Origin of the sequence: Pantoea rwandensis (genome assembly GCF_002095475.1) — a bacterium.
GTDB lineage: Bacteria > Pseudomonadota > Gammaproteobacteria > Enterobacterales > Enterobacteriaceae > Pantoea > Pantoea rwandensis.
In genome coordinates this window covers 67,234-85,386 of the sequence record NZ_MLFR01000022.1, presented here as the reverse complement: position 1 = coordinate 85,386, position 18,153 = coordinate 67,234, and the positions used below count along the sequence as shown (strand labels likewise).

Sequence of the window (18,153 nt, the reverse complement as noted above, 5' to 3'; positions counted from 1 at the left end):
CTCGCGCCGCTGACGCGGTTCCTTCACGCCATTCATCTGCCTGACGGACCGGCGGGGATGGCACATCGTGTGCCGCCCCGCCTTTCGCCCGCGTCCTGCGGGCTCTCCTGGCAGACTCATTCTGTTCAGCGCTGCGAAATGCCAGCCCCTGAGCGGCCCCAGCCTGCTCATTGGCTTCAGTGCGTTGTTTAACAGGACGGCCTAAGGGTTATTTCAAGCGCGCCATGTAGTGCGTATCCACCATCTCGCCGTCGCGCATCGCAAAACGCTTCGCGGTCCCTTCGATTTCGAAGCCAAACTTCTGATACAGACCAATCGCTTTATGATTATCGGCAAACACCGTCAGCTCAATGCGCGTCACCTGTAGCCAGTTGTCGCACAAGTCAATCATCGCTGTCATCAGCGCCGAGCCTACGCCGCGACGATGAAAGGCGGGATCGACGCCCATACCAATCGATGCGGCATGGCGGCGGCGTGCCACCGTAATACCATCCAGCGATAGTTGACCCACGACCTTTTCATCAATGCACGCCACCAGACGGTATTGGCCTGGACGGTTCTCTTTGAGGCGTTCCTGCCATAGAACCGGAGACTGATAAGGGAGTTGCAGCGTGCCCGCTTGGGTTTCTTGCTGACTATAAAGATAGGTGAGAGCAGCGGCATCTTCGGGTGTGGCGTGACGAACAGTGACCTGACTCATAGAGCGACTCCTTGTGCAAAGTGAATAAAATCCCCTTTAACATCAAGGAATTCTCGCGAGTCGTCAATGGAAAATAATTCTCAAAAGGGGTTTACATACGCGAATGATAATGATTATTATTGTCATGCGGACTCGGGAACGTCTCCTGACTACCGAGTTAGCACGACATTGCTCACATTGCTTCCAGTGTTTCTTAGCCAGCTCGGGTGCTGGCTTTTTTTTTGCCTGCGATGTACCTCCTTCATCTCTCCTGTGCAATCCTCATTAAAACATTCAGCATTTTTGAACAGAGGCGTTAAGTTTTTCAGCTATCAATAGATCTACCTCAGGTCCACACTGTAAAAAACATTGAGGAGAATTGAACATGATCTACGTACGCAAAGCTGAAGAACGCGGTCACGCCACTCACGGTTGGCTCGATAGCTGGCACACCTTTTCCTTCGCGGATTATTACGATGCCAATTTTATGGGCTTCTCCGCGTTGCGCGTTATCAATGAAGACGTGATTGATGGCGGCCAGGGTTTTGGTACCCATCCGCATAAAGACATGGAAATCCTGACCTATGTGCTGTCTGGCACCGTAGAACATCAGGACAGTATGGGTAATAAAGAGCAGATCCCAGCAGGTGAGTTCCAGATCATGAGCGCCGGTACCGGCGTGCGCCATTCGGAATACAACGCCAGTGACAAAGATCCGCTGCATCTGTATCAGATCTGGATCATTCCAGAGCGCAAAGGCATTGAGCCACGTTATGCGCAGCGTCGCTTTGAAGACGTGAAAGGTCGCCAGTTTGTGCTGTCTCAGGATGAGCGTGAAGGGTCGCTGAAAGTGTTCCAGGACATGACCTTGTCGCGCTGGGTGTTTGCCGAAGGCGAAACCGATGCAGTCACGATCGAAGCGGATCGTCGCGTATGGATTCAGGTGGTAAAAGGCCTGGTGAGTGTGAATGGTGAACAGGTCGGTACCAGCGATGCACTGGCGATTTGGGATGAGAGCGCGCTGACCCTCAAAGCTGACAGTGATGCGGAGATTCTGTTGTTTGATTTGCCGCCGGTGTAAACCCTGCGAAATAAACTGCGTCGCTACCGATTCCATATGGTTGGTAGCGACGCGATACATCATGCGGTTTTAGCGATAGCCGCCGCACAGCCTGATGATGACAAAAAATGATAGACTCATCGTATCTCTGACCTCAGGCGCATACGATGAAGAAGAAAAGGCCGGTACTACAGGACGTTGCCGATCGCGTCGGCATCACAAAAATGACCGTCAGCCGCTACCTGCGTAATCCCGATCAGGTCTCGCTGGCGCTACGCGATAAGATCGCCGTGGCGCTGGATGAACTCGGTTATATCCCCAATCGTGCCCCCGATATGCTCTCCAATGCCACCAGTCGCGCCATCGGCGTGCTGTTGCCTTCGCTGACCAACCAGGTTTTCGCTGACGTATTACGCGGCATTGAAACCGTCACCGATGAAGCCGGTTATCAAACTCTGGTGGCGCACTTCGGCTATAACGCTCAGAAAGAAGAGTTGCAGTTGCGATCGCTGTTGGGCTGGAATATCGATGGTGTGATTCTTACCGAGCGCACACATACGCCGGGTACGTTACGCATGCTGGAAGTGGCGGGCATCCCGGTGATTGAAATGATGGATTCCGTCACGCCATGCCTAGATATGGCCGTGGGGTTCGATAACGTCGAAGCCGCACGTCAGATGACGCATGCTATTCTCAAAAAAGGCCATCGTCACACGGTTTACCTTGGTGCACGCCTCGATGAACGTACCTTGCAAAAACAGCAGGGCTATGAGCGAGCGATGCGCGAAGCTGGGCTGATCCCACACAGTGTGATGATGGAAGATGCCTCGTCATTCAGTGCGGGTGCACAGTTGCTGTGTGAGGCGCAGAAACGCTATCCCGAAACCGACAGCTTGTTTTGTACCAACGATGACTTGGCGGTCGGTGCGATGTTTGAGTGCCAGCGCCAAGGCCTAAGCGTGCCAGAGCAAATGGCGATTGCCGGTTTCCACGGCCATGATATTACCCAAGTGGTCACGCCACGCCTTGCTACGGTGTTAACGCCGCGAGAGCGCATGGGACGTGAATCGGCGGCGATGCTACTGGCCCGGATTGGTGGCGACGATAGCGTGACCCAACCGCTGGATGTCGGATTCGAAATTGCCGAAGGTGGCAGCATCTGATTTTGGCGAATGTTTGAGTCAGTTCACACTTTCGTGCTTTTCCGCCTAACAAGGGTTGCCAGCCTTCTTACTGGCTCCGACAATGGTAATCAAATTTGTTATCGGTAACATTGGCAGAATCCACTGCCGGAGCGCAAAACAATGACAACGCCATCTCCATCGCACCACGTGTTTATCCTGATGGGCGTATCCGGCAGCGGAAAGTCTGCCGTCGCTAATCAGGTTTCTCATCAGTTGAGCAGCGCCTTCCTCGATGGCGACTTCCTCCATCCGCGTAGCAACATCATGAAAATGGCCGATGGTCATCCGTTGGACGATAACGATCGTCAACCGTGGTTGCAGGCATTGAATGATGCGGCGTTTGCGATGCAACGTACCCAAGCCGTGTCGATTATCGTCTGCTCGGCGCTGAAAAAGTCTTATCGCGATATCCTGCGCCAAGGCAACGAGAACCTGAAGTTCATCTATCTGAAGGGTGATTTCGAAACCATTGAATCCCGTCTGAAAGCGCGTAAAGGTCACTTCTTTAAGCCGCAGATGCTGGTCACGCAGTTTGAAACGTTGCAAGAACCTGGGGCAGACGAGCCCGATGTACTGGTGGTTGATATTAATCATTCACTGGATGAAGTCGTTGCGGCCACGGTTGCGACCATTAAGGAAGCAATCAACAAGGGTTAGTGATGAGTACCGCAACGTTGGTGTTAACCGCAGCAGGCTCTGTCCTGCTGCTGCTGTTTTTGGTGATGAAAGCGCGTATGCACGCCTTTGTCGCCCTGATGTTAGTCTCGATTGGTGCCGGTCTGTTCTCTGGCATGCCGCTGGATAAAATTGCCGATACCATGCAAAAAGGCATGGGCGGAACGCTTGGATTTCTCGCCATCGTGGTGGCATTGGGCGCGATGTTCGGCAAAATTTTGCATGAAACCGGCGCGGTCGATCAGATTGCTATCCGCATGCTGAAAGCCTTTGGTGAAAACCGGGCGCATTACGCGATGGGGATTGCCGGACTGATCTGCGCGTTACCGCTGTTCTTTGAAGTGGCGGTAGTCTTGTTGATCAGCATCGCTTTTGCCGTGGCGCGTCGCACCAACGGTAATTTAGTGAAATTGGTGATCCCGCTGTTTGCGGGTGTAGCGGCCTCAGCGGCGTTTCTGCTGCCGGGACCGGCCCCGATGCTGCTCGCTTCACAGATGCACGCTGATTTTGGCTGGATGATTCTGCTCGGTTTGTGCGCAGCCATTCCCGGCATGCTGATTGCGGGTCCGCTGTTTGGCAACTTCATTGCCCGCCATGTCAGCTTCAGCGCACCGCCGGAAGATCATCAGCCGGAAGTGGAAGAGGGCAAGCTACCATCGTTTGGCTTTAGTCTGGCGCTGATTCTGTTCCCGCTGATGCTGGTGGGGCTGAAAACCATCGGTGCGCGCTTCACCACACCGGATTCACGTCTCTACCAGTGGCTGGAGTTTATTGGTCACCCGTTCACTGCGATTTTGCTGGCGTGCCTGGTGGCGATCTATGGACTGGCCTATCGCCAGGGGATGGACAAAGAGAAGGTGATGCAGGTGTGCGGCAGCGCACTGCAACCGGCAGGCATTATTCTGCTGGTGATTGGTGCGGGCGGTGTCTTTAAGCAGGTGCTGGTGGATTCTGGCGTGGGTCCGGTATTGGGCCATGCGCTGACCGGTGCCGGTATGCCGATTGCGTTGGCGTGCTTTATTCTCTCTGGCGCGATCCGCGTGATTCAGGGCTCGGCTACGGTCGCCTGTTTAACCACGGTGGGCCTGGTGATGCCGGTGATTGAACCGCTGCACTACAGCGGCGCGCAGCTGGCAGCGTTGTCGATTTGTATCGGGGGTGGTTCGATCATTATCAGCCACGTCAACGATGCCGGTTTCTGGCTGTTTGGGCGTTTCACGGGCGCAACGGAAGGTGAAACGCTGAAGACCTGGACGCTGATGGAAACCATCTTAGGCACCACGGGTGCGATTGTCGGTATGATCGCTTTCAGTTTGCTGTCGTAATATTTTCCCGGTGCGCATGAATGCGCACCCTACAAAAAACCACATATTTCCGCCCCGTAGGGTCGCCATTTATGGCGACCTGGCCGAATACCGCAACCGGTGATGACGCGATTTATGGCGACCTGGCAATCAATCTTCATCCCGCTCATCATCCGGTTGATCCAGCACCGTATACGCCACCGCACAGAACAGCGAATTAAGGCGTTTCATATCCCCCAGCAACCCCAAATGCAGCGAACTGGTCTCAATGCTCTGCACGTTCTTCTGATGTAAACGTTCAACGTGCGCATGTGAGAACCGTCGAATTAAGATGCGAAAACGGTGCTTGGAACGACGCAGGCGGCGCGCGCTCGGGATATCTTTGGACAGAAACACCGACAGGCTAAGGCGCAGGTTATTGAGCACCTGTTCCTGTAGCGTATTCAGTTCTTCCAGTCCCTCCGCTGAAAATGCCCGTCGTGCATTCAGCGATTTTACGGCCACATCTCCACACATGCGCTCGATGATATCGCCTGCCTGCTCAAGATTCAGTGCCATCTCGATGACTTCCGCCCAGCGCCGTGAATCCTCTTCTGCCAGATCCTCCTTCGGCATGCGCGCCAGATAGAGTTTGATGGCGGTGTACAGCACATCGACATCATCATCCAGCCGCCGCACCGCACGCTCCTCACGCAGTTCGCCATGCACCACTTTATTGAATGACTCCATCATCTGTTCAACCACATCGCCGATGCGCAGCGTTTCTCGCGCAGCATTAGCCAGTGCCAGTGCCGGCGTGTCCAGAGCGCTTCTGTCGAGATGTTTTGGCCGCAGATGCACATCGGTATCAGGATCGTCGGTAATCATGCGGCGGCACAAACGCGCCATCGGTTCGGCGAAGGGCACCATAATCAGACAGCGAATCAGGTTGTAAAATACGTGGAAGAAGATCACCAATTCTTCATCATTCACCGGCATTTTTTCGAGTAGGTCGGCGACGTAATTCACCAGTGGCAAGATCGCCAGGCTACCAATCAACTTAAACAGCAAACTACCAAGCGCCACGCGTTTGCCTGCTGCGTTAGAGCCGCTGGCGTTGATCATCGCTAGCAAACCGCTGCCAAGATTGGCCCCAATGACTAAACAAAGCGCGACTTTAAACGAGATCACTCCGGAAGCGGTCAATGTGGCGGTGATCAGTACCGCGGCAAGACTGGAATAGCTGATGATCGCGAATACGGCACCCAGCAGCGCATCTAACATGACATCGCCAGTCAGCGTGGAGAATAAAACCTGCACGCCTGCCGCTTGAGTGATGGGTTTGGCGGCGGCGACAATCAGCTGCAAGGCCAGCAAGATCAGCCCGAGGCCAATCGCGGCGCGGCCCATTTGTCCGGCGCGTGTCTGTTTGCGGCTAAGGAAAAATACCACGCCAAAGAAGATAAACAGCGGCGAAAGCCAGGAGAGATCGAAGGTCAGAATACGTGCCATGATGGCGGTACCGACATCGGCACCGAGAACCACGACCAGTGCGGGTGTCAGGCTGACCAGATTTTGCGCCACAAATGAGGTGACGAGTAGGGTGGTCGCGTTACTGCTCTGGACCAGCGCGGTGACGCCAATTCCAGCAAGAAACGCCATGGGTTTCCTTTCCACGCTGCGGCTGAGCACGCGCCGTAGATCGGCACCGTAAACGCGCATGATGCCGGTGCGCACAATGTGCGTGCCCCATACCAGTAACGCCACGGCAGACAACAAGTTGAGTAGGGTTAACACGTAAGACGATTCCTCATCCTTCAGGACTTAATCGTACCCACTGTCAGCCGAATGATGAGGGCGCTTGGGGGCGCCCATTGGATGGCCCGAGGGCCACCTCAACAACGACAACAGGGCTGCATTGGAACGGGATGCTGCCGCGTTGCGTTGCCAATTTCTCTTTAAATTTAAGCGACCTGGCGCAACGTCGACATCTCTAACTGTAGACCAATTTGCATACCGTTAGGGTGCAAATCCGCTACGCTTCTGTTCAATACATCCACCGACAGCTCAACACTATTGGCCAGTACACGATAGCGAATCACGTTTCCGAGCAGGCTGTGGCTGAGGATAGTGGCCGGGATGCCATCCTGCGGCGCACTCAGGCGGATCGATTCAGGACGAATCGCCACTTGGCCGCTAAAGGTTTGGCCCGTAAGTTGCGTCGCCTGCTCGGCGCTCAGCAAATTATAGTTACCGATAAATCCGGCGGCGAACAGATCGACTGGCTGGGTATACAAGGCTTCAGCGTTACCGTTTTGCACGATCTTACCGCGATTCATCAGCACGATACGGTCTGAGAGCGTCAGCGCCTCTTCCTGATCGTGGGTCACGAAAATGGTGGTGAGCTTCAACTCTTGCTGAATATTGCGGATTTGCTCGCGCAGGTGGCGACGAATGCGTGCATCCAATGCGGATAGCGGTTCATCCAGCAACAGCAGGCGTGGACGCGTCACCAACGATCGTGCCAGCGCCACACGTTGGCACTGGCCGCCAGAAAGTTGATGCGGGTAACGGCGGGCAAAATCAGTGAGTTCAACCAGCGCCAGTGCTTCCATCACACGTTTCTGAATATCACCGCTCGGCAGTTTTTGCATTTTCAGGCCAAACGCCACGTTCTTCTCAACCGTCATGTTGGGGAATAGCGCGTAGCTTTGGAACACCATGCCAATGGTGCGCTTCTGCGGCGGCAGCGGCACGATATCCTGGCCCTGCAGCAGAATTTTGCCACTGTCGACATCGGTCAATCCAGCAATGCAGCGCAGCAAGGTGGATTTACCGCAGCCGCTCGGGCCGAGCAGGGTGACGAACTCCCCTTCATCGGCGCTGAAATCGATATTTTCAAAGATGTTGGTCGGGCCGTAGCTTTTATTCAGCTGGGTGACGTTCAGGTAACTCATGGTCAGCCTCGTTCAGGATTGAGGGCATTCGCCAGCCAGGTAACCAGCAGGACGACAGCAAAGTAGGAGATCACCAGCGCACTGGTGAAGTGGCCGCTGCCATTGCGCATATTGTAGAGATACACCTGCAAGGTTTCATAGCGGGTGCCGACCAGCAGGTTAGCAAACACAAACTCACCTATCAGGAACGAGAAGGAGAGCAGCACGGCAATGAACACCCCTTTACGCAAGTTAGGTAGCACCACAAACAGCGCTGCCTGCCAGGTGCTGGCACCGAGCAGATGCGAGGCGTCTATCAGCTCTTTCAGGTTGATCGCCTGCATGTTGTTGGCAATCGCGCGATAGATAAACGGCAGGGCGATGGTGAAGTAGCAACCGATCAGTATCCACGGCGTGCCGGTTAGCATCAGCGGTGATGACGAGTAAAGTTGCAACAGGCCGACCGACGATACCACTGGCGGTACGGCAAACGGCATCAGAATCAGCACGTTCATCACGGCGTCTAGCTTTGGATAATAGTAAGCGATCACAAACATCGCAGGCAGCACCAGCACTAGCGAGAATGCCAGCGCGCCAAAGCAAATTAGCAACGAATGGCCCAGCGCCGACAGGAAACGAGGATCGCTCCACAATTCAATCAGCCACTTCAAGGTAAAGCCCCGCGGCAGAATAGTGTCGCTCCAGTCAGTGGAGATGCCATACAGCAGCGTCGCCAGCAGCGGCGCGGCGAGGATAATCAGCAGTAGCCAGATAATCAGGCGATGATAAATTTTTTCCGCGCGAGACACGTTCTACTCCTGCGATTTCGCGTTGAGATAGCTGCGGCGCACCAGATACTGCTGCACCACAGTAATCAGCGCCATGATCAGCACCAGCAACATCGCCAATGCACCACCGGTATTGGGATCGAGCGAGATATCGCCGGATACCAGCGCGGCAATACGTACGGGTACGACGTTAAAGTTGCCAGTGGTGAGGGCATAAATGGTGGCGTAAGCGCCCAAGGCATTGGCCAGCAGAATCACGAAGGTGCCCAGCAGCGCCGGGAACAGAATCGGTAAACCGATGTGCCACCAGTAACGCCAGCGGCTGGCACCGAGCAGTGCAGCCGACTCTTCCCAATCTTTGCGCAATCCATCAAACGCCGGATAGAGCAGCAGAATGCCGAGCGGAATTTGGAACCAGGTGTAAACCAGCACCATGCCGTCACGTGAGAACAACTTAAAGCCTTCCATCATGCCGTAATGACGCAGCAGCAGCGTCAGGCAGCCGTTCATCCCCAACAGGATCACAAAGGCAAAAGCCAGCGGAACGCCGGCGAAGTTGCTGGTCATATTAGTGAACGACATCAGGAAGCGCTGAAAACGACCGCTGCCCATTTGATGCAGCGAATAGCCGGCAATCAACGAAATCAGCAGACCATAAATGCTCGACCAAATTGAGATATCCAGTGACAGGCGGAAGGCCTGTAGATAAAACGGTGAGGTGAGGATATCGGTGTAGTTATCGATGCCCCAGCGTTCATTCATGTCGCTCCAGAAGCTGTTGATGGCAATCCACAGCAGCGGTGCGAGTTGGAAGGCAATCCAGAAAACCGTAAAGGGTAGCAATAACAGGGTGGCGAGCGTTTTGCCCTTCATGCATTTGGCTCCGCCAATAATCCGCGACAGACCGATTTATCGTGTTCAACGCCAAGCAGCGTACAAACAGTGCCACAGAGTTCAGTTTGCTGCGGTTCGAGATCGGGCTGGCGCGAGAAACCTGCACCAAACACAAACAGCGGGACCTGCGTCTCTTCCGGCAAGATACCGCCGTGGGAGCGGTCATCATTCATGCCGTGATCGGCGGTGACAATCACCTGATAACCGGCAGCGAGCCAGGCGGGCATCCACTGCGACAAGTAACCATCGGCCATACGTGCGCGGTTGCGGTATTGCGGCGACGACAAACTGTGTTTATGTCCGGCATCGTCAATATTCATGGGATGAATCAGCAAAAAGTCCGGATCGTGGTTCAGACGCAGGCTCTCGGCATCTTCAAACAGGTGTGAATCCGGATAGCTGTCATCCCAGTAAAAATGGCCATATTGAATCGGCAAATCGGGCGCGACGGTGTGGCGGTCACGGGCGGGGTTGAACGGTGATTGGTTATAAAGCTCGCTCACCCAGTTGTAAGCCGCGGCGGCAGTGGTTAAACCGGCTGCACGGGCGTAATGGAAGATGCTGCGCTGATTGCTTAATCGATTGACGCCGTTATGAATAATGCCGCTCTGCACCGGTGGAATACCGGTCAAAATACACTCATACAACGGACGCGACAGCGAAGGCAGTTCGCAGGTCAGCGTGTAATATTGGCCGTTACCCTGTTTGCATTCGGCAAACAAGTAGCCCATTGCATGCTGCGCCACCTGATTGCTCAACCCATCGAGTACCACCAGGATTGTTTTCATTCCTGTTCCTTTCCAGGTGCGCATAAATGCGCACCCTACGAAATAAATCTTACGTAGGGTCGCCATTTATGGCGACCGTTCAAGCTAGCGCGCATAAAAGGAGACCCCACAGAACATTACTGCTTCATATTGATGATTACGTTCTCTTGCCACAGACGCGGCAGCATTTTTGATGTCTTATCCCATGCGGCCTGATCTTTGATTGGGCGTGCATTTTTGTATTCAGACTGCGGCAGCAGCTTGGCCTGCACATCGGCTGGCAGAGTGATATGTTCTGCACGAATCGGGCGCGCATAGCCTTTGGCCAGGTTAATTTGGCCAGCATCAGAGAAGATGTATTCACGCGCCAGTTTGGCGGCGTTAGGATGCTTGGCATATTTGTTGATGATGGTGCTATAACCAGAAATCACTGAGCCATCTGACGGGATCACCACTTCATAGCGGTTCTTATCAATCTGGTCGCGGTAGTTCAGACCGTTGAAATCCCACACTACGGCAACCTGAATCTCACCTTTCTCGATGTTGGCAATCACCGGATCGGTCACACCGAGACGGCCTTCTTTCGCCAGCTCACCAAAGAAGCTCAATGCCGGTTTCAGGTTCTTCTCATCACCGCCCATGGCGTAGTTAGCGGCCAGTACGCCGTTAGCCGCCTGAGCTGCGACACCGACGTCACCGATAGTGACCACATACTTACCTTTTTTCAGATCGGCCCAGCTGTGCGGTGCATCTTTTACCTGCTGTTTGTCGATCAGGAAGGCGATGGTGCCGGTATAGGCCAGCATCCAGTTACCCTCTTTATCTTTCGCCCAGCTTGGGATTTGATCCCAATGGGTCGGTTTATACGGCTGTGCCACACCTTTGGTGACCGCGATAGGGCCAAAAGCTGCGCCCACATCACCGATATCCGCGCTGGCGTTCTCTTTCTCTGCATCAAATTTAGCCAGCTCCTGCGCCGATGACATATCGGTATCGCTGTGCTTCAGGCCATATTTGCTGCTGATGTCATTCCATGTGTCTTTCCAGTTCGCCCAGCTGTCTGGCATACCGACGCTGTTGACTTGGCCCTCGGCACGCGCGGCTTTTTCCAGCGCGGCAAGGTCGTTATCGGCGGCGTGCGCGGCGGGCAGCGCAAGCAGTACGGCACTGGCTACTACAGAGGAGATAAACGCTTTCATCTCGGTTGCTCCGGGTGTAAGTTGTGGGACGTCTTGGTCTAGTCCAGCAAGAACCGAGCCAATGTAGCCCGTGTAGATGAAGGTTTTATGACCATGGTGGTGAAATGTGGCGTGACGCGCAGCTCCACATGCGGATACAACGCGCGAAAGCGTGGGATATGCCTGTCATATTGTAGTCATTGAACTGTCATAGTGCAGATTTGCCCCAAAATGAGGCTAAAGAAATGTCGTCGAAAACGGCGGATGTGATTGCCGCAGCTCTGTGCGAACGCATCGAAAACGGTGAGTTCGCCAGCGGGCGCTTGCCAGCTGAACGCAGCTTAAGTGAACACTATTCCACCACGCGCATTACGCTGCGCGAGGCGCTGGGTTTGCTGGAAGCACAGGGCATCATCTATCGTGAACTTCGGCGAGGCTGGTTTCTCGCGCCGCCGCGACTGATATACAACCCAGCCCATCACAGCCACTTTCATGCGATGGCGGCAGAACAGGGCCGTATTGCCACGACAGAAGTGATTGAGGCGCGTGAAGTGCCAGCGCAACTGGCCATTGCCCGCCATCTGGCTCTACTGGAAGGGGATAGGGTGTACCGCATTCGCCGTCTGCGCCGCATTGATGGCCGCGCGGTGCTGTATGTCGAGCACTACCTCAATCCGGCATTTTTCCCCGGCTTACTTGGGGAAGACCTGACACGCTCGCTAACCGATCTCTATGATCAGCGTTACGGCATTCGCTACGGCGGCGCGCGTTTTACTATTTTACCGGGGCCGCTGCCTGCACGTGCCGCACCAATGCTTAACGTTGCCAGCGGTACGCCTGGGCTGCTGATCACCCGCATCAATCGCGACCTTCAGGGACGGGTCATTGACTGCGATTGTGAATACTGGCGCTATGACGCGCTCTGCGTGGATGTTGATGTGTAGTGTATTGTGATTTTGATCACGCTACAGCATGATAGCGCCAGTGAATTCTCGTATGTTAAGGCGCAAAAATGACAACAAAATCAGCGCCGGGGCAGCTAATCGCTTCGGTATTGCAGTGGGTTCTAAATATTGGCCTGGTCACTCTGGCCGTCATCCTGGTGGTGTTTCTTGGAAAAGAGACCATCCATTTAGCCAACGTGCTCTTCAGCACCGGTGAGCAGGCCTCCTCTTATCTGCTGATTGAAGGCATCGTTATCTATTTTCTCTATTTCGAGTTTATCGCGCTAATCGTGAAATACTTCCAGTCGGGCTATCACTTCCCACTGCGCTATTTCATCTACATCGGCATTACCGCGATCATTCGTTTGATCATCGTTGACCATAAAAATCCGTTCGACACCCTTTACTACTCGGCAGCGATCTTGATTTTGGTGATCACCTTGTGGCTGGCAAACAGCAACCGATTGAAACGCGAGTAATAAATCTTCTTTCTCTCACGTGGCACAACCAACAGTGCCACGTCCGTTTCTCTGCGTTAAACTAGGGCAACTTTTTTTCCGGAGATGTCCTGATGTCGCATCAAGCGCTGCGCCAGTTGCGCGCACTGCACTGGCTGCCAGCCACTTCCCCTAATCTTTCGCCTCCATTGCTTAACTGGTTACTGGAAGAAGATTCCATGACGCGTCGCTTTGAACAGCATTGCCAGAAGGTGACGGTTGAGCTCATCCGCGAAAGCTTTATTGGTGCCGAGGAGATGGCACAAGAAGCCGAATTCCTGCCTGCCGATGACCGGTTTTGGCTGCGCGAGATCGTGCTATGCGGCGATGGCGAACCCTGGTTAATTGGACGCACAGTGGTGCCAGAAAGCACGCTGAATGGCCCTGAACTGATGCTGCAAAATCTGGGGACGCGCCCGCTAGGACGTTATCTGTTTGCATCCTCAACGCTCAGCCGTGATTTTATTGATCCCGGCCAAGTGGATAACTTATGGGGACGTCGTTCTCGCCTGCGTTTGTCAGATAAACCGCTGATGTTAACTGAACTGTTTCTACCCGCGTCGCCGTTGTATCGTGCGCTGGAGCAAGGATAAAGGATTGTGGAAAAGACCTTAACCATGACCAAATGGCAGGCTTATCGCCGCCTGATGCGAATTGATAAGCCGATCGGCACGCTCTTACTGCTGTGGCCGACCATGTGGGCACTGTGGCTGTCGGGCATGGCCGTACCGCCTCTATCAGTGCTGGTGGTGTTTGTACTCGGTGTGTACGTGATGCGTGCAGCGGGTTGTGTGATCAACGACTATGCCGATCGCAAAGTCGATGGGCACGTGAAGCGCACCGCCTCACGTCCCTTGGCGAGTGGCGCCGTAAGCGAAAAAGAGGCCAAAATTTTGTTCGTGGTGCTGGGACTGGTGGCATTTGCACTGGTGCTGACCATGAACCGTATGACGATTCTGCTCTCGTTTGGTGGGCTAGCATTAGCCTGGGTCTATCCGTTTATGAAACGCTTTACCCATTTACCGCAAGTGGTATTGGGTGCGGCGTTCGGCTGGGCTATCCCAATGGGATGGGCAGCAGTGAGTGAGTCCTTACCCTTTGTTTGTTGGCTGGTGTTCCTGGCGAATATCTGTTGGACAGTGGCCTACGATACGCAATATGCGATGGTGGACCGAGATGATGACCTGAAAATTGGCGTGAAATCTACGGCGATTCTATTTGGTCGTTACGACAAGCTGATCATTGGCTTGTTGCAACTGGCTACGCTTGGTCTCATGGCGCTGGTGGGGATGATGCTCAATCTGAATGGCGCATTTTACTGGTCGTTGTTATTAGCGGGTGGCTTGTTCGTGCATCAGCAAAAGCTGATTGCTCAGCGCGAGCGTGATCCCTGCTTCCAGGCGTTTTTGAATAACAACTATGTTGGCTTGGTGCTGTTTATCGGTGTTCTACTGAATACCCAGCCGTTTATTGATCTGTTCTAAGCTGCTTTCAGCAATAAAAAAGGGGCGACCATTATTTTGGTCGCCCCTTTTTGCGTATTAACCAAGAGAATTACTCGTGGGCAACCGCGCTTTCAATGGTCAGACGAACGTCGCTGGTGATGAGGTCCGCCAGCATCTGCCACATGATATGAGTCCGCTCTGCGTCAGCATCACCGGAATCGCTGATGTAGCCTTCGTCACGCAGCGACAGGACTAAGGTCGTGAACACAGCTTTATCGAAGAACTCCGGTGCATTAATGCCGTGCAGCACTGACAGACGTTGAGCCAGAGTACGGCTCTCTTTCTCCAGCGTGCCGCGATTGATTGTCGGCTTAGCACTCAGAATGGCAAAGGTGATAGCAAAACGCTGCAACGTTTCGCGAATGCCGGCCGCCAGCAGCTGCAATGAGCGGTGACGTGCCGGATTCATGCGTAACTGACCTTCCTGCAAGGTAATCAGACCCTGTCGCGCCATTTCTGTGCACATTGCATTCAACAACGCAGGGAGTTCTGAGGTGTCCCAACGCAGGAACAACTCACTCTTCAGCATGGGATAAACAAGGCTTACCTGACGCAGCAGTTCCGCTTCACTGATTTCACGATGCTGCTGCACAATGGCGGCGATCAGCGACGGCATTACCAACATGTGATGAATGTTGTTGCGATAGTAGGTCATCAACACTGCCTGCTCGCGCGGCAGAATAATGATATCGCCAATACTGTCTTTCTCAGTTTCAAACTTGTTCATGCCCATGGCGTGATCAAGCAACGCTTCGGCGCTCATGTCCGGTACGGTCGCTTCCGGCGAATATGGCACGTTACGCAGCAGTTGGGTGTAACACTCAAGCTGCTCAATCAACTGTTCGCGGGTTAGCGAGCGCTGACGTGATGCCAACAATGCAGTGACACACAGATTCATGCCATTGGCCGCACCGGCTTCGTTAATGCGCACCATCAAACGCGCCGCAATATCATTCACCGTTGGCGTCATCCATGCCGGACGCTGTGGCTCGATAGGGTCTATCGCATCACGCCACTCTGGAACGTTCTTGTTCAGATAGTTCATCAACGGCAAAGGTTCGCCGAAGTTGACATAGCCTTGGCCAAGATTGCGTAGCTTACGCAGGCCGCGCACCATTTGCAGGAAGCTCTCTTTTTCCTTGGCTGCCCCACGCAGTTCTTTAGCGTAAGTACCGACCTCCATCACGTGTTCATAACCGATGTATATAGGTACGAAGGTAATAGGGCGGCTGCCACCACGCAGCATGGCCTGCAGCGTCATCGACAAGGTGCCGGTTTTGGGATCCAGCAAGCGACCAGTGCGCGAGCGTCCACCTTCAACAAAATATTCTACCGAATAGCCTCGGCTGAACAGCTCACCCAGATATTCACGGAATACCGTGGAATAGAGCTTATTACCCTTGAAGGTACGACGGATAAAGAAGGCACCCAGACGGCGGAAAATCGGACCCGCCGGCCAGAAATTCAGGTTAATACCGGCAGCAATATGCGGCGGCACCAAGCCCTGATGATAGAGCACATAAGAGAGCAGCAGATAGTCCATGTGGCTGCGGTGGCAGGGTACATAGACAATCTCATGGCCATCTTGCGCCAGCTGACGAACACGTTCGCCGCCGTTAACGTTGATGCCCTGATAGAGACGGCTCCACAGCCAGCCCATCACGCGGTCGGTGACGCGAATCGCTTCGTATGAGAAATCAGCCGCGACTTCTTCCATCATCTCGACGGCGTTCTGCTGGGCTTTCTCATGCGAAATCTTTTTACTGCGCGCTTCATCTTCTACCGCTTTTTCAATCGCTTTAGATTGCAGCAGTTTGTTGAACAGATCCTGACGCGCTGGCAGGCGCGGACCGACGGCAGCCAAACGTTGACGGGCGAAGTGGATACGCGCCACACGTGCCAGTTTCTGTGCAATCGACTTGTCAGTACCGTGTTCTGTGGCCATCTGACGCAGTGAAACGGTCGGTGAGAAGCGTACGAAGCTATCCCGGCCATGCCACAGAATGGCGAAGAACTTCTGCACCCCATTCAGAATGCGCAGGTGGGGAGTATCTTCACCCTGAATTTCACGGCCCGGCGCGCGTCCAAACATGACCGAAACCGGCAGCATTTGGACGTCAAGATCAGGATTACTGCGGTGCAGATCGAGATAGTCGTGAAAGAGCTTCACGGACTCTGGATTCGCCACGAAATAGGGGAACACGCGCGGGCCATCGTGAATAAACACGTGACGCGGCAGCAGAGTGCCATCTATCTCCAATGGAGCCAGGGGATCGGGCAGGTCATGATTCAAACATTGCGCCCGCAATGTGAGCAAGTCGGCCTTTGAATCATAAGGCAAAACATACATCACTGGACGTGTTGGATCGATCCCATGTTCTGAGATGGGATCGGTCGGAATGACCTTACTTTTTACCAAAATAGAGAGTGGTAAATTCAATAATTTGTAATAGAGTTTACGCCAACCTGACATAGACAACTTAAAGCCTCTTGTTAGCAAAGCGCGGCAAGCATACCAGAAAGTGCAGCGAAGATCTGTGGTGACACGACTTCAGGCTGCCCAGACATTGACGTCAAAACACATCAAGGGTTCCACTAGCATGGCAAATAACGTCACTGGTTTTCAAAGAATTATAAACGCAGCCGGTTATTCTTGGCAGGGGTTGCGTGCGGCCTGGCAGCACGAAGCCGCATTCCGGCAGGAAGCGATTGCAGCCATCGTGGCGATTATTGTGGCTTGCTGGCTAGATGTGGATGCCATTTCCCGCGTACTGATGATTGGTGCAGTGGTGTTGGTCATCATTGTTGAAATCCTTAATAGTGCTATCGAAGCGGTCGTGGATCGCATCGGTCAGGAACGGCATCCGCTCGCGGGGCGTGCGAAAGATATGGGCTCAGCGGCCGTGTTGCTGACCATTCTACTGGCGATTTTTGTCTGGATCTCACTGCTCTGGTCGCATTTGCGATAGGTCTTCCACAAACTTCAAACCGCTGATATTTCCCTCACTTTCGGTTTTCATTTCGCCAATACCTGTATATACTCACAGCGACTGTATAAACAACCAGGGGGCGGGATGAAAGCGTTAACAGCAAGGCAGCAGCAGGTATATGACCTGATTCGCGACCACATAAACCAGACGGGCATGCCGCCAACGCGTGCTGAAATTGCCGCACAACTGGGATTTCGCTCGCCCAATGCTGCTGAAGAACACCTGAAAGCACTGGCGCGTAAAGGCGTTATTGAAATTGTTTCAGGCGCTTCTCGCGGGATTCGCCTGCTGATGGAAGAAGAAGTCAGTGAAGGCTTACCGTTGATTGGCCGCGTTGCCGCCGGGGAACCGCTGCTTGCTCAGGAACACATCGAGGCCCACTACCAGGTTGATGCCAACCTCTTCAAACCGAATGCGGATTTCTTGTTACGTGTCAGCGGAATGTCGATGAAAGATATCGGGATTATGGATGGCGATCTGCTTGCCGTGCATAAAACCCAAGAAGTGCGCAACGGCCAAGTCGTTGTCGCCCGCATCGATGACGAAGTGACGGTAAAGCGCTGGAAGAAACAGGGGGCTATTGTCCATCTTCTGCCAGAAAACACGGATTTCCAGCCGATTATCGTGGATACCCGCGAACAGTCGCTGACTGTAGAAGGGCTGGCTGTTGGCATCGTGCGTAACGGCGAGTGGCTCTGATCGATTTTTGAATTCCCCCGCTGCGGTGAGTCCCTTGGCTGACCGCAGTCTACTGTTTTAAGTATCCACATCAG

Annotated in this window: 18 protein-coding genes; 10 read left to right on the top strand and 8 right to left on the bottom strand. The window is 53.8% G+C overall.

The window, feature by feature from the left end; all coding sequences use genetic code 11:
- Positions 1–208: 208 nt before the first annotated feature.
- On the bottom strand, positions 209–700 hold the full coding sequence (locus HA51_RS18845; protein ID WP_084936128.1) for a GNAT family N-acetyltransferase: 492 nt from the start codon (positions 698–700) through the stop codon (positions 209–211).
- A 364-nt stretch (positions 701–1,064) separates the two neighbouring features.
- Here HA51_RS18845 and HA51_RS18840 point away from each other — a divergent pair, with 364 nt between their 5' ends.
- From HA51_RS18840 to gntU, 4 genes are all read left to right on the top strand, one after another.
- A complete protein-coding gene (locus HA51_RS18840; RefSeq protein WP_084936127.1) occupies positions 1,065–1,760 on the top strand; it encodes a pirin family protein in 696 nt (231 codons plus the stop codon).
- A 146-nt stretch (positions 1,761–1,906) separates the two neighbouring features.
- Positions 1,907–2,902: a gluconate operon transcriptional repressor GntR gene (gene gntR / locus HA51_RS18835; protein ID WP_084936126.1), complete on the top strand. Its 996-nt coding sequence runs from the start codon at positions 1,907–1,909 to the stop codon at positions 2,900–2,902.
- A gap of 141 nt (positions 2,903–3,043) precedes the next feature.
- Positions 3,044–3,580 (top strand): gluconokinase, encoded by a 537-nt coding sequence (gntK, locus tag HA51_RS18830; RefSeq protein WP_084936125.1) that lies wholly within the window; start codon positions 3,044–3,046, stop codon positions 3,578–3,580.
- Between the two features lie 2 nt (positions 3,581–3,582).
- The gene (gntU, locus tag HA51_RS18825; RefSeq protein WP_084936124.1) at positions 3,583–4,923 is read left to right on the top strand and encodes a gluconate transporter; all 1,341 of its coding nucleotides are present in this window, start codon (positions 3,583–3,585) and stop codon (positions 4,921–4,923) included.
- Positions 4,924–5,052: 129 nt separating this feature from the next.
- Here gntU and HA51_RS18820 read toward each other — a convergent pair whose 3' ends face one another.
- From HA51_RS18820 to HA51_RS18795, 6 genes are all read right to left on the bottom strand, one after another.
- Positions 5,053–6,678 carry a Na/Pi cotransporter family protein gene (locus tag HA51_RS18820; RefSeq protein ID WP_084936123.1) on the bottom strand — a complete coding sequence of 542 codons (1,626 nt, stop codon included), beginning with the start codon at positions 6,676–6,678 and terminating at the stop codon, positions 5,053–5,055.
- A 167-nt stretch (positions 6,679–6,845) separates the two neighbouring features.
- Positions 6,846–7,838, bottom strand: a complete 993-nt coding sequence (locus HA51_RS18815; RefSeq protein ID WP_084936122.1) for an ABC transporter ATP-binding protein — start codon at positions 7,836–7,838, stop codon at positions 6,846–6,848.
- 2 nt (positions 7,839–7,840) lie between these two features.
- The gene (locus tag HA51_RS18810; protein WP_084936121.1) at positions 7,841–8,626 is read right to left on the bottom strand and encodes an ABC transporter permease; all 786 of its coding nucleotides are present in this window, start codon (positions 8,624–8,626) and stop codon (positions 7,841–7,843) included.
- A gap of 3 nt (positions 8,627–8,629) precedes the next feature.
- Positions 8,630–9,478: an ABC transporter permease gene (locus HA51_RS18805; protein WP_084936120.1), complete on the bottom strand. Its 849-nt coding sequence runs from the start codon at positions 9,476–9,478 to the stop codon at positions 8,630–8,632.
- The gene (locus tag HA51_RS18800) at positions 9,475–10,287 is read right to left on the bottom strand and encodes an alkaline phosphatase family protein (RefSeq protein WP_084936119.1); all 813 of its coding nucleotides are present in this window, start codon (positions 10,285–10,287) and stop codon (positions 9,475–9,477) included. Before HA51_RS18800 ends, HA51_RS18805 begins: the two co-directional genes overlap by 4 nt.
- A gap of 116 nt (positions 10,288–10,403) precedes the next feature.
- On the bottom strand, positions 10,404–11,465 hold the full coding sequence (locus HA51_RS18795; RefSeq protein ID WP_084936118.1) for an ABC transporter substrate-binding protein: 1,062 nt from the start codon (positions 11,463–11,465) through the stop codon (positions 10,404–10,406).
- Positions 11,466–11,689: 224 nt separating this feature from the next.
- On the opposite strand from HA51_RS18795, the gene HA51_RS18790 reads away from it, so the two are divergent.
- From HA51_RS18790 to ubiA, 4 genes are all read left to right on the top strand, one after another.
- On the top strand, positions 11,690–12,388 hold the full coding sequence (locus HA51_RS18790) for a UTRA domain-containing protein (RefSeq protein WP_084936117.1): 699 nt from the start codon (positions 11,690–11,692) through the stop codon (positions 12,386–12,388).
- A 68-nt stretch (positions 12,389–12,456) separates the two neighbouring features.
- Positions 12,457–12,867 (top strand): phosphate-starvation-inducible protein PsiE, encoded by a 411-nt coding sequence (gene psiE, locus HA51_RS18785; RefSeq protein ID WP_084936116.1) that lies wholly within the window; start codon positions 12,457–12,459, stop codon positions 12,865–12,867.
- Positions 12,868–12,959: 92 nt separating this feature from the next.
- Positions 12,960–13,478: a chorismate lyase gene (gene ubiC, locus HA51_RS18780; RefSeq protein ID WP_084936115.1), complete on the top strand. Its 519-nt coding sequence runs from the start codon at positions 12,960–12,962 to the stop codon at positions 13,476–13,478.
- Between the two features lie 24 nt (positions 13,479–13,502).
- A complete protein-coding gene (gene ubiA / locus HA51_RS18775) occupies positions 13,503–14,369 on the top strand; it encodes a 4-hydroxybenzoate octaprenyltransferase (RefSeq protein ID WP_211282967.1) in 867 nt (288 codons plus the stop codon).
- Positions 14,370–14,439: 70 nt separating this feature from the next.
- Here ubiA and plsB read toward each other — a convergent pair whose 3' ends face one another.
- Entirely contained in the window at positions 14,440–16,863 is a 2,424-nt protein-coding gene (gene plsB / locus HA51_RS18770) for a glycerol-3-phosphate 1-O-acyltransferase PlsB (RefSeq protein WP_084936113.1), read from the bottom strand.
- Between the two features lie 127 nt (positions 16,864–16,990).
- On the opposite strand from plsB, the gene HA51_RS18765 reads away from it, so the two are divergent.
- Complete coding sequence (locus HA51_RS18765; RefSeq protein WP_084936112.1) at positions 16,991–17,359, top strand: diacylglycerol kinase; 369 nt, start codon at positions 16,991–16,993, stop codon at positions 17,357–17,359.
- A 105-nt stretch (positions 17,360–17,464) separates the two neighbouring features.
- Complete coding sequence (gene lexA, locus HA51_RS18760; protein WP_084936111.1) at positions 17,465–18,079, top strand: transcriptional repressor LexA; 615 nt, start codon at positions 17,465–17,467, stop codon at positions 18,077–18,079.
- The last annotated feature ends 74 nt before the right edge of the window (positions 18,080–18,153 follow it).

Coding starts and splice junctions, on each gene's coding strand:
- ubiC (WP_084936115.1), top strand. CDS start 12,960: ATGTCGCATCAAGCGCTGCGCCAGTTGCGCGCACTGCACTGGCTGCCA.
- HA51_RS18795 (WP_084936118.1), bottom strand. CDS start 11,465: ATGAAAGCGTTTATCTCCTCTGTAGTAGCCAGTGCCGTACTGCTTGCG.
- plsB (WP_084936113.1), bottom strand. CDS start 16,863: ATGTCAGGTTGGCGTAAACTCTATTACAAATTATTGAATTTACCACTC.
- ubiA (WP_211282967.1), top strand. CDS start 13,503: ATGACCAAATGGCAGGCTTATCGCCGCCTGATGCGAATTGATAAGCCG.
- HA51_RS18765 (WP_084936112.1), top strand. CDS start 16,991: ATGGCAAATAACGTCACTGGTTTTCAAAGAATTATAAACGCAGCCGGT.
- gntK (WP_084936125.1), top strand. CDS start 3,044: ATGACAACGCCATCTCCATCGCACCACGTGTTTATCCTGATGGGCGTA.
- psiE (WP_084936116.1), top strand. CDS start 12,457: ATGACAACAAAATCAGCGCCGGGGCAGCTAATCGCTTCGGTATTGCAG.
- lexA (WP_084936111.1), top strand. CDS start 17,465: ATGAAAGCGTTAACAGCAAGGCAGCAGCAGGTATATGACCTGATTCGC.
- HA51_RS18815 (WP_084936122.1), bottom strand. CDS start 7,838: ATGAGTTACCTGAACGTCACCCAGCTGAATAAAAGCTACGGCCCGACC.
- HA51_RS18790 (WP_084936117.1), top strand. CDS start 11,690: ATGTCGTCGAAAACGGCGGATGTGATTGCCGCAGCTCTGTGCGAACGC.
- HA51_RS18840 (WP_084936127.1), top strand. CDS start 1,065: ATGATCTACGTACGCAAAGCTGAAGAACGCGGTCACGCCACTCACGGT.
- gntU (WP_084936124.1), top strand. CDS start 3,583: ATGAGTACCGCAACGTTGGTGTTAACCGCAGCAGGCTCTGTCCTGCTG.
- HA51_RS18845 (WP_084936128.1), bottom strand. CDS start 700: ATGAGTCAGGTCACTGTTCGTCACGCCACACCCGAAGATGCCGCTGCT.
- gntR (WP_084936126.1), top strand. CDS start 1,907: ATGAAGAAGAAAAGGCCGGTACTACAGGACGTTGCCGATCGCGTCGGC.
- HA51_RS18805 (WP_084936120.1), bottom strand. CDS start 9,478: ATGAAGGGCAAAACGCTCGCCACCCTGTTATTGCTACCCTTTACGGTT.
- HA51_RS18800 (WP_084936119.1), bottom strand. CDS start 10,287: ATGAAAACAATCCTGGTGGTACTCGATGGGTTGAGCAATCAGGTGGCG.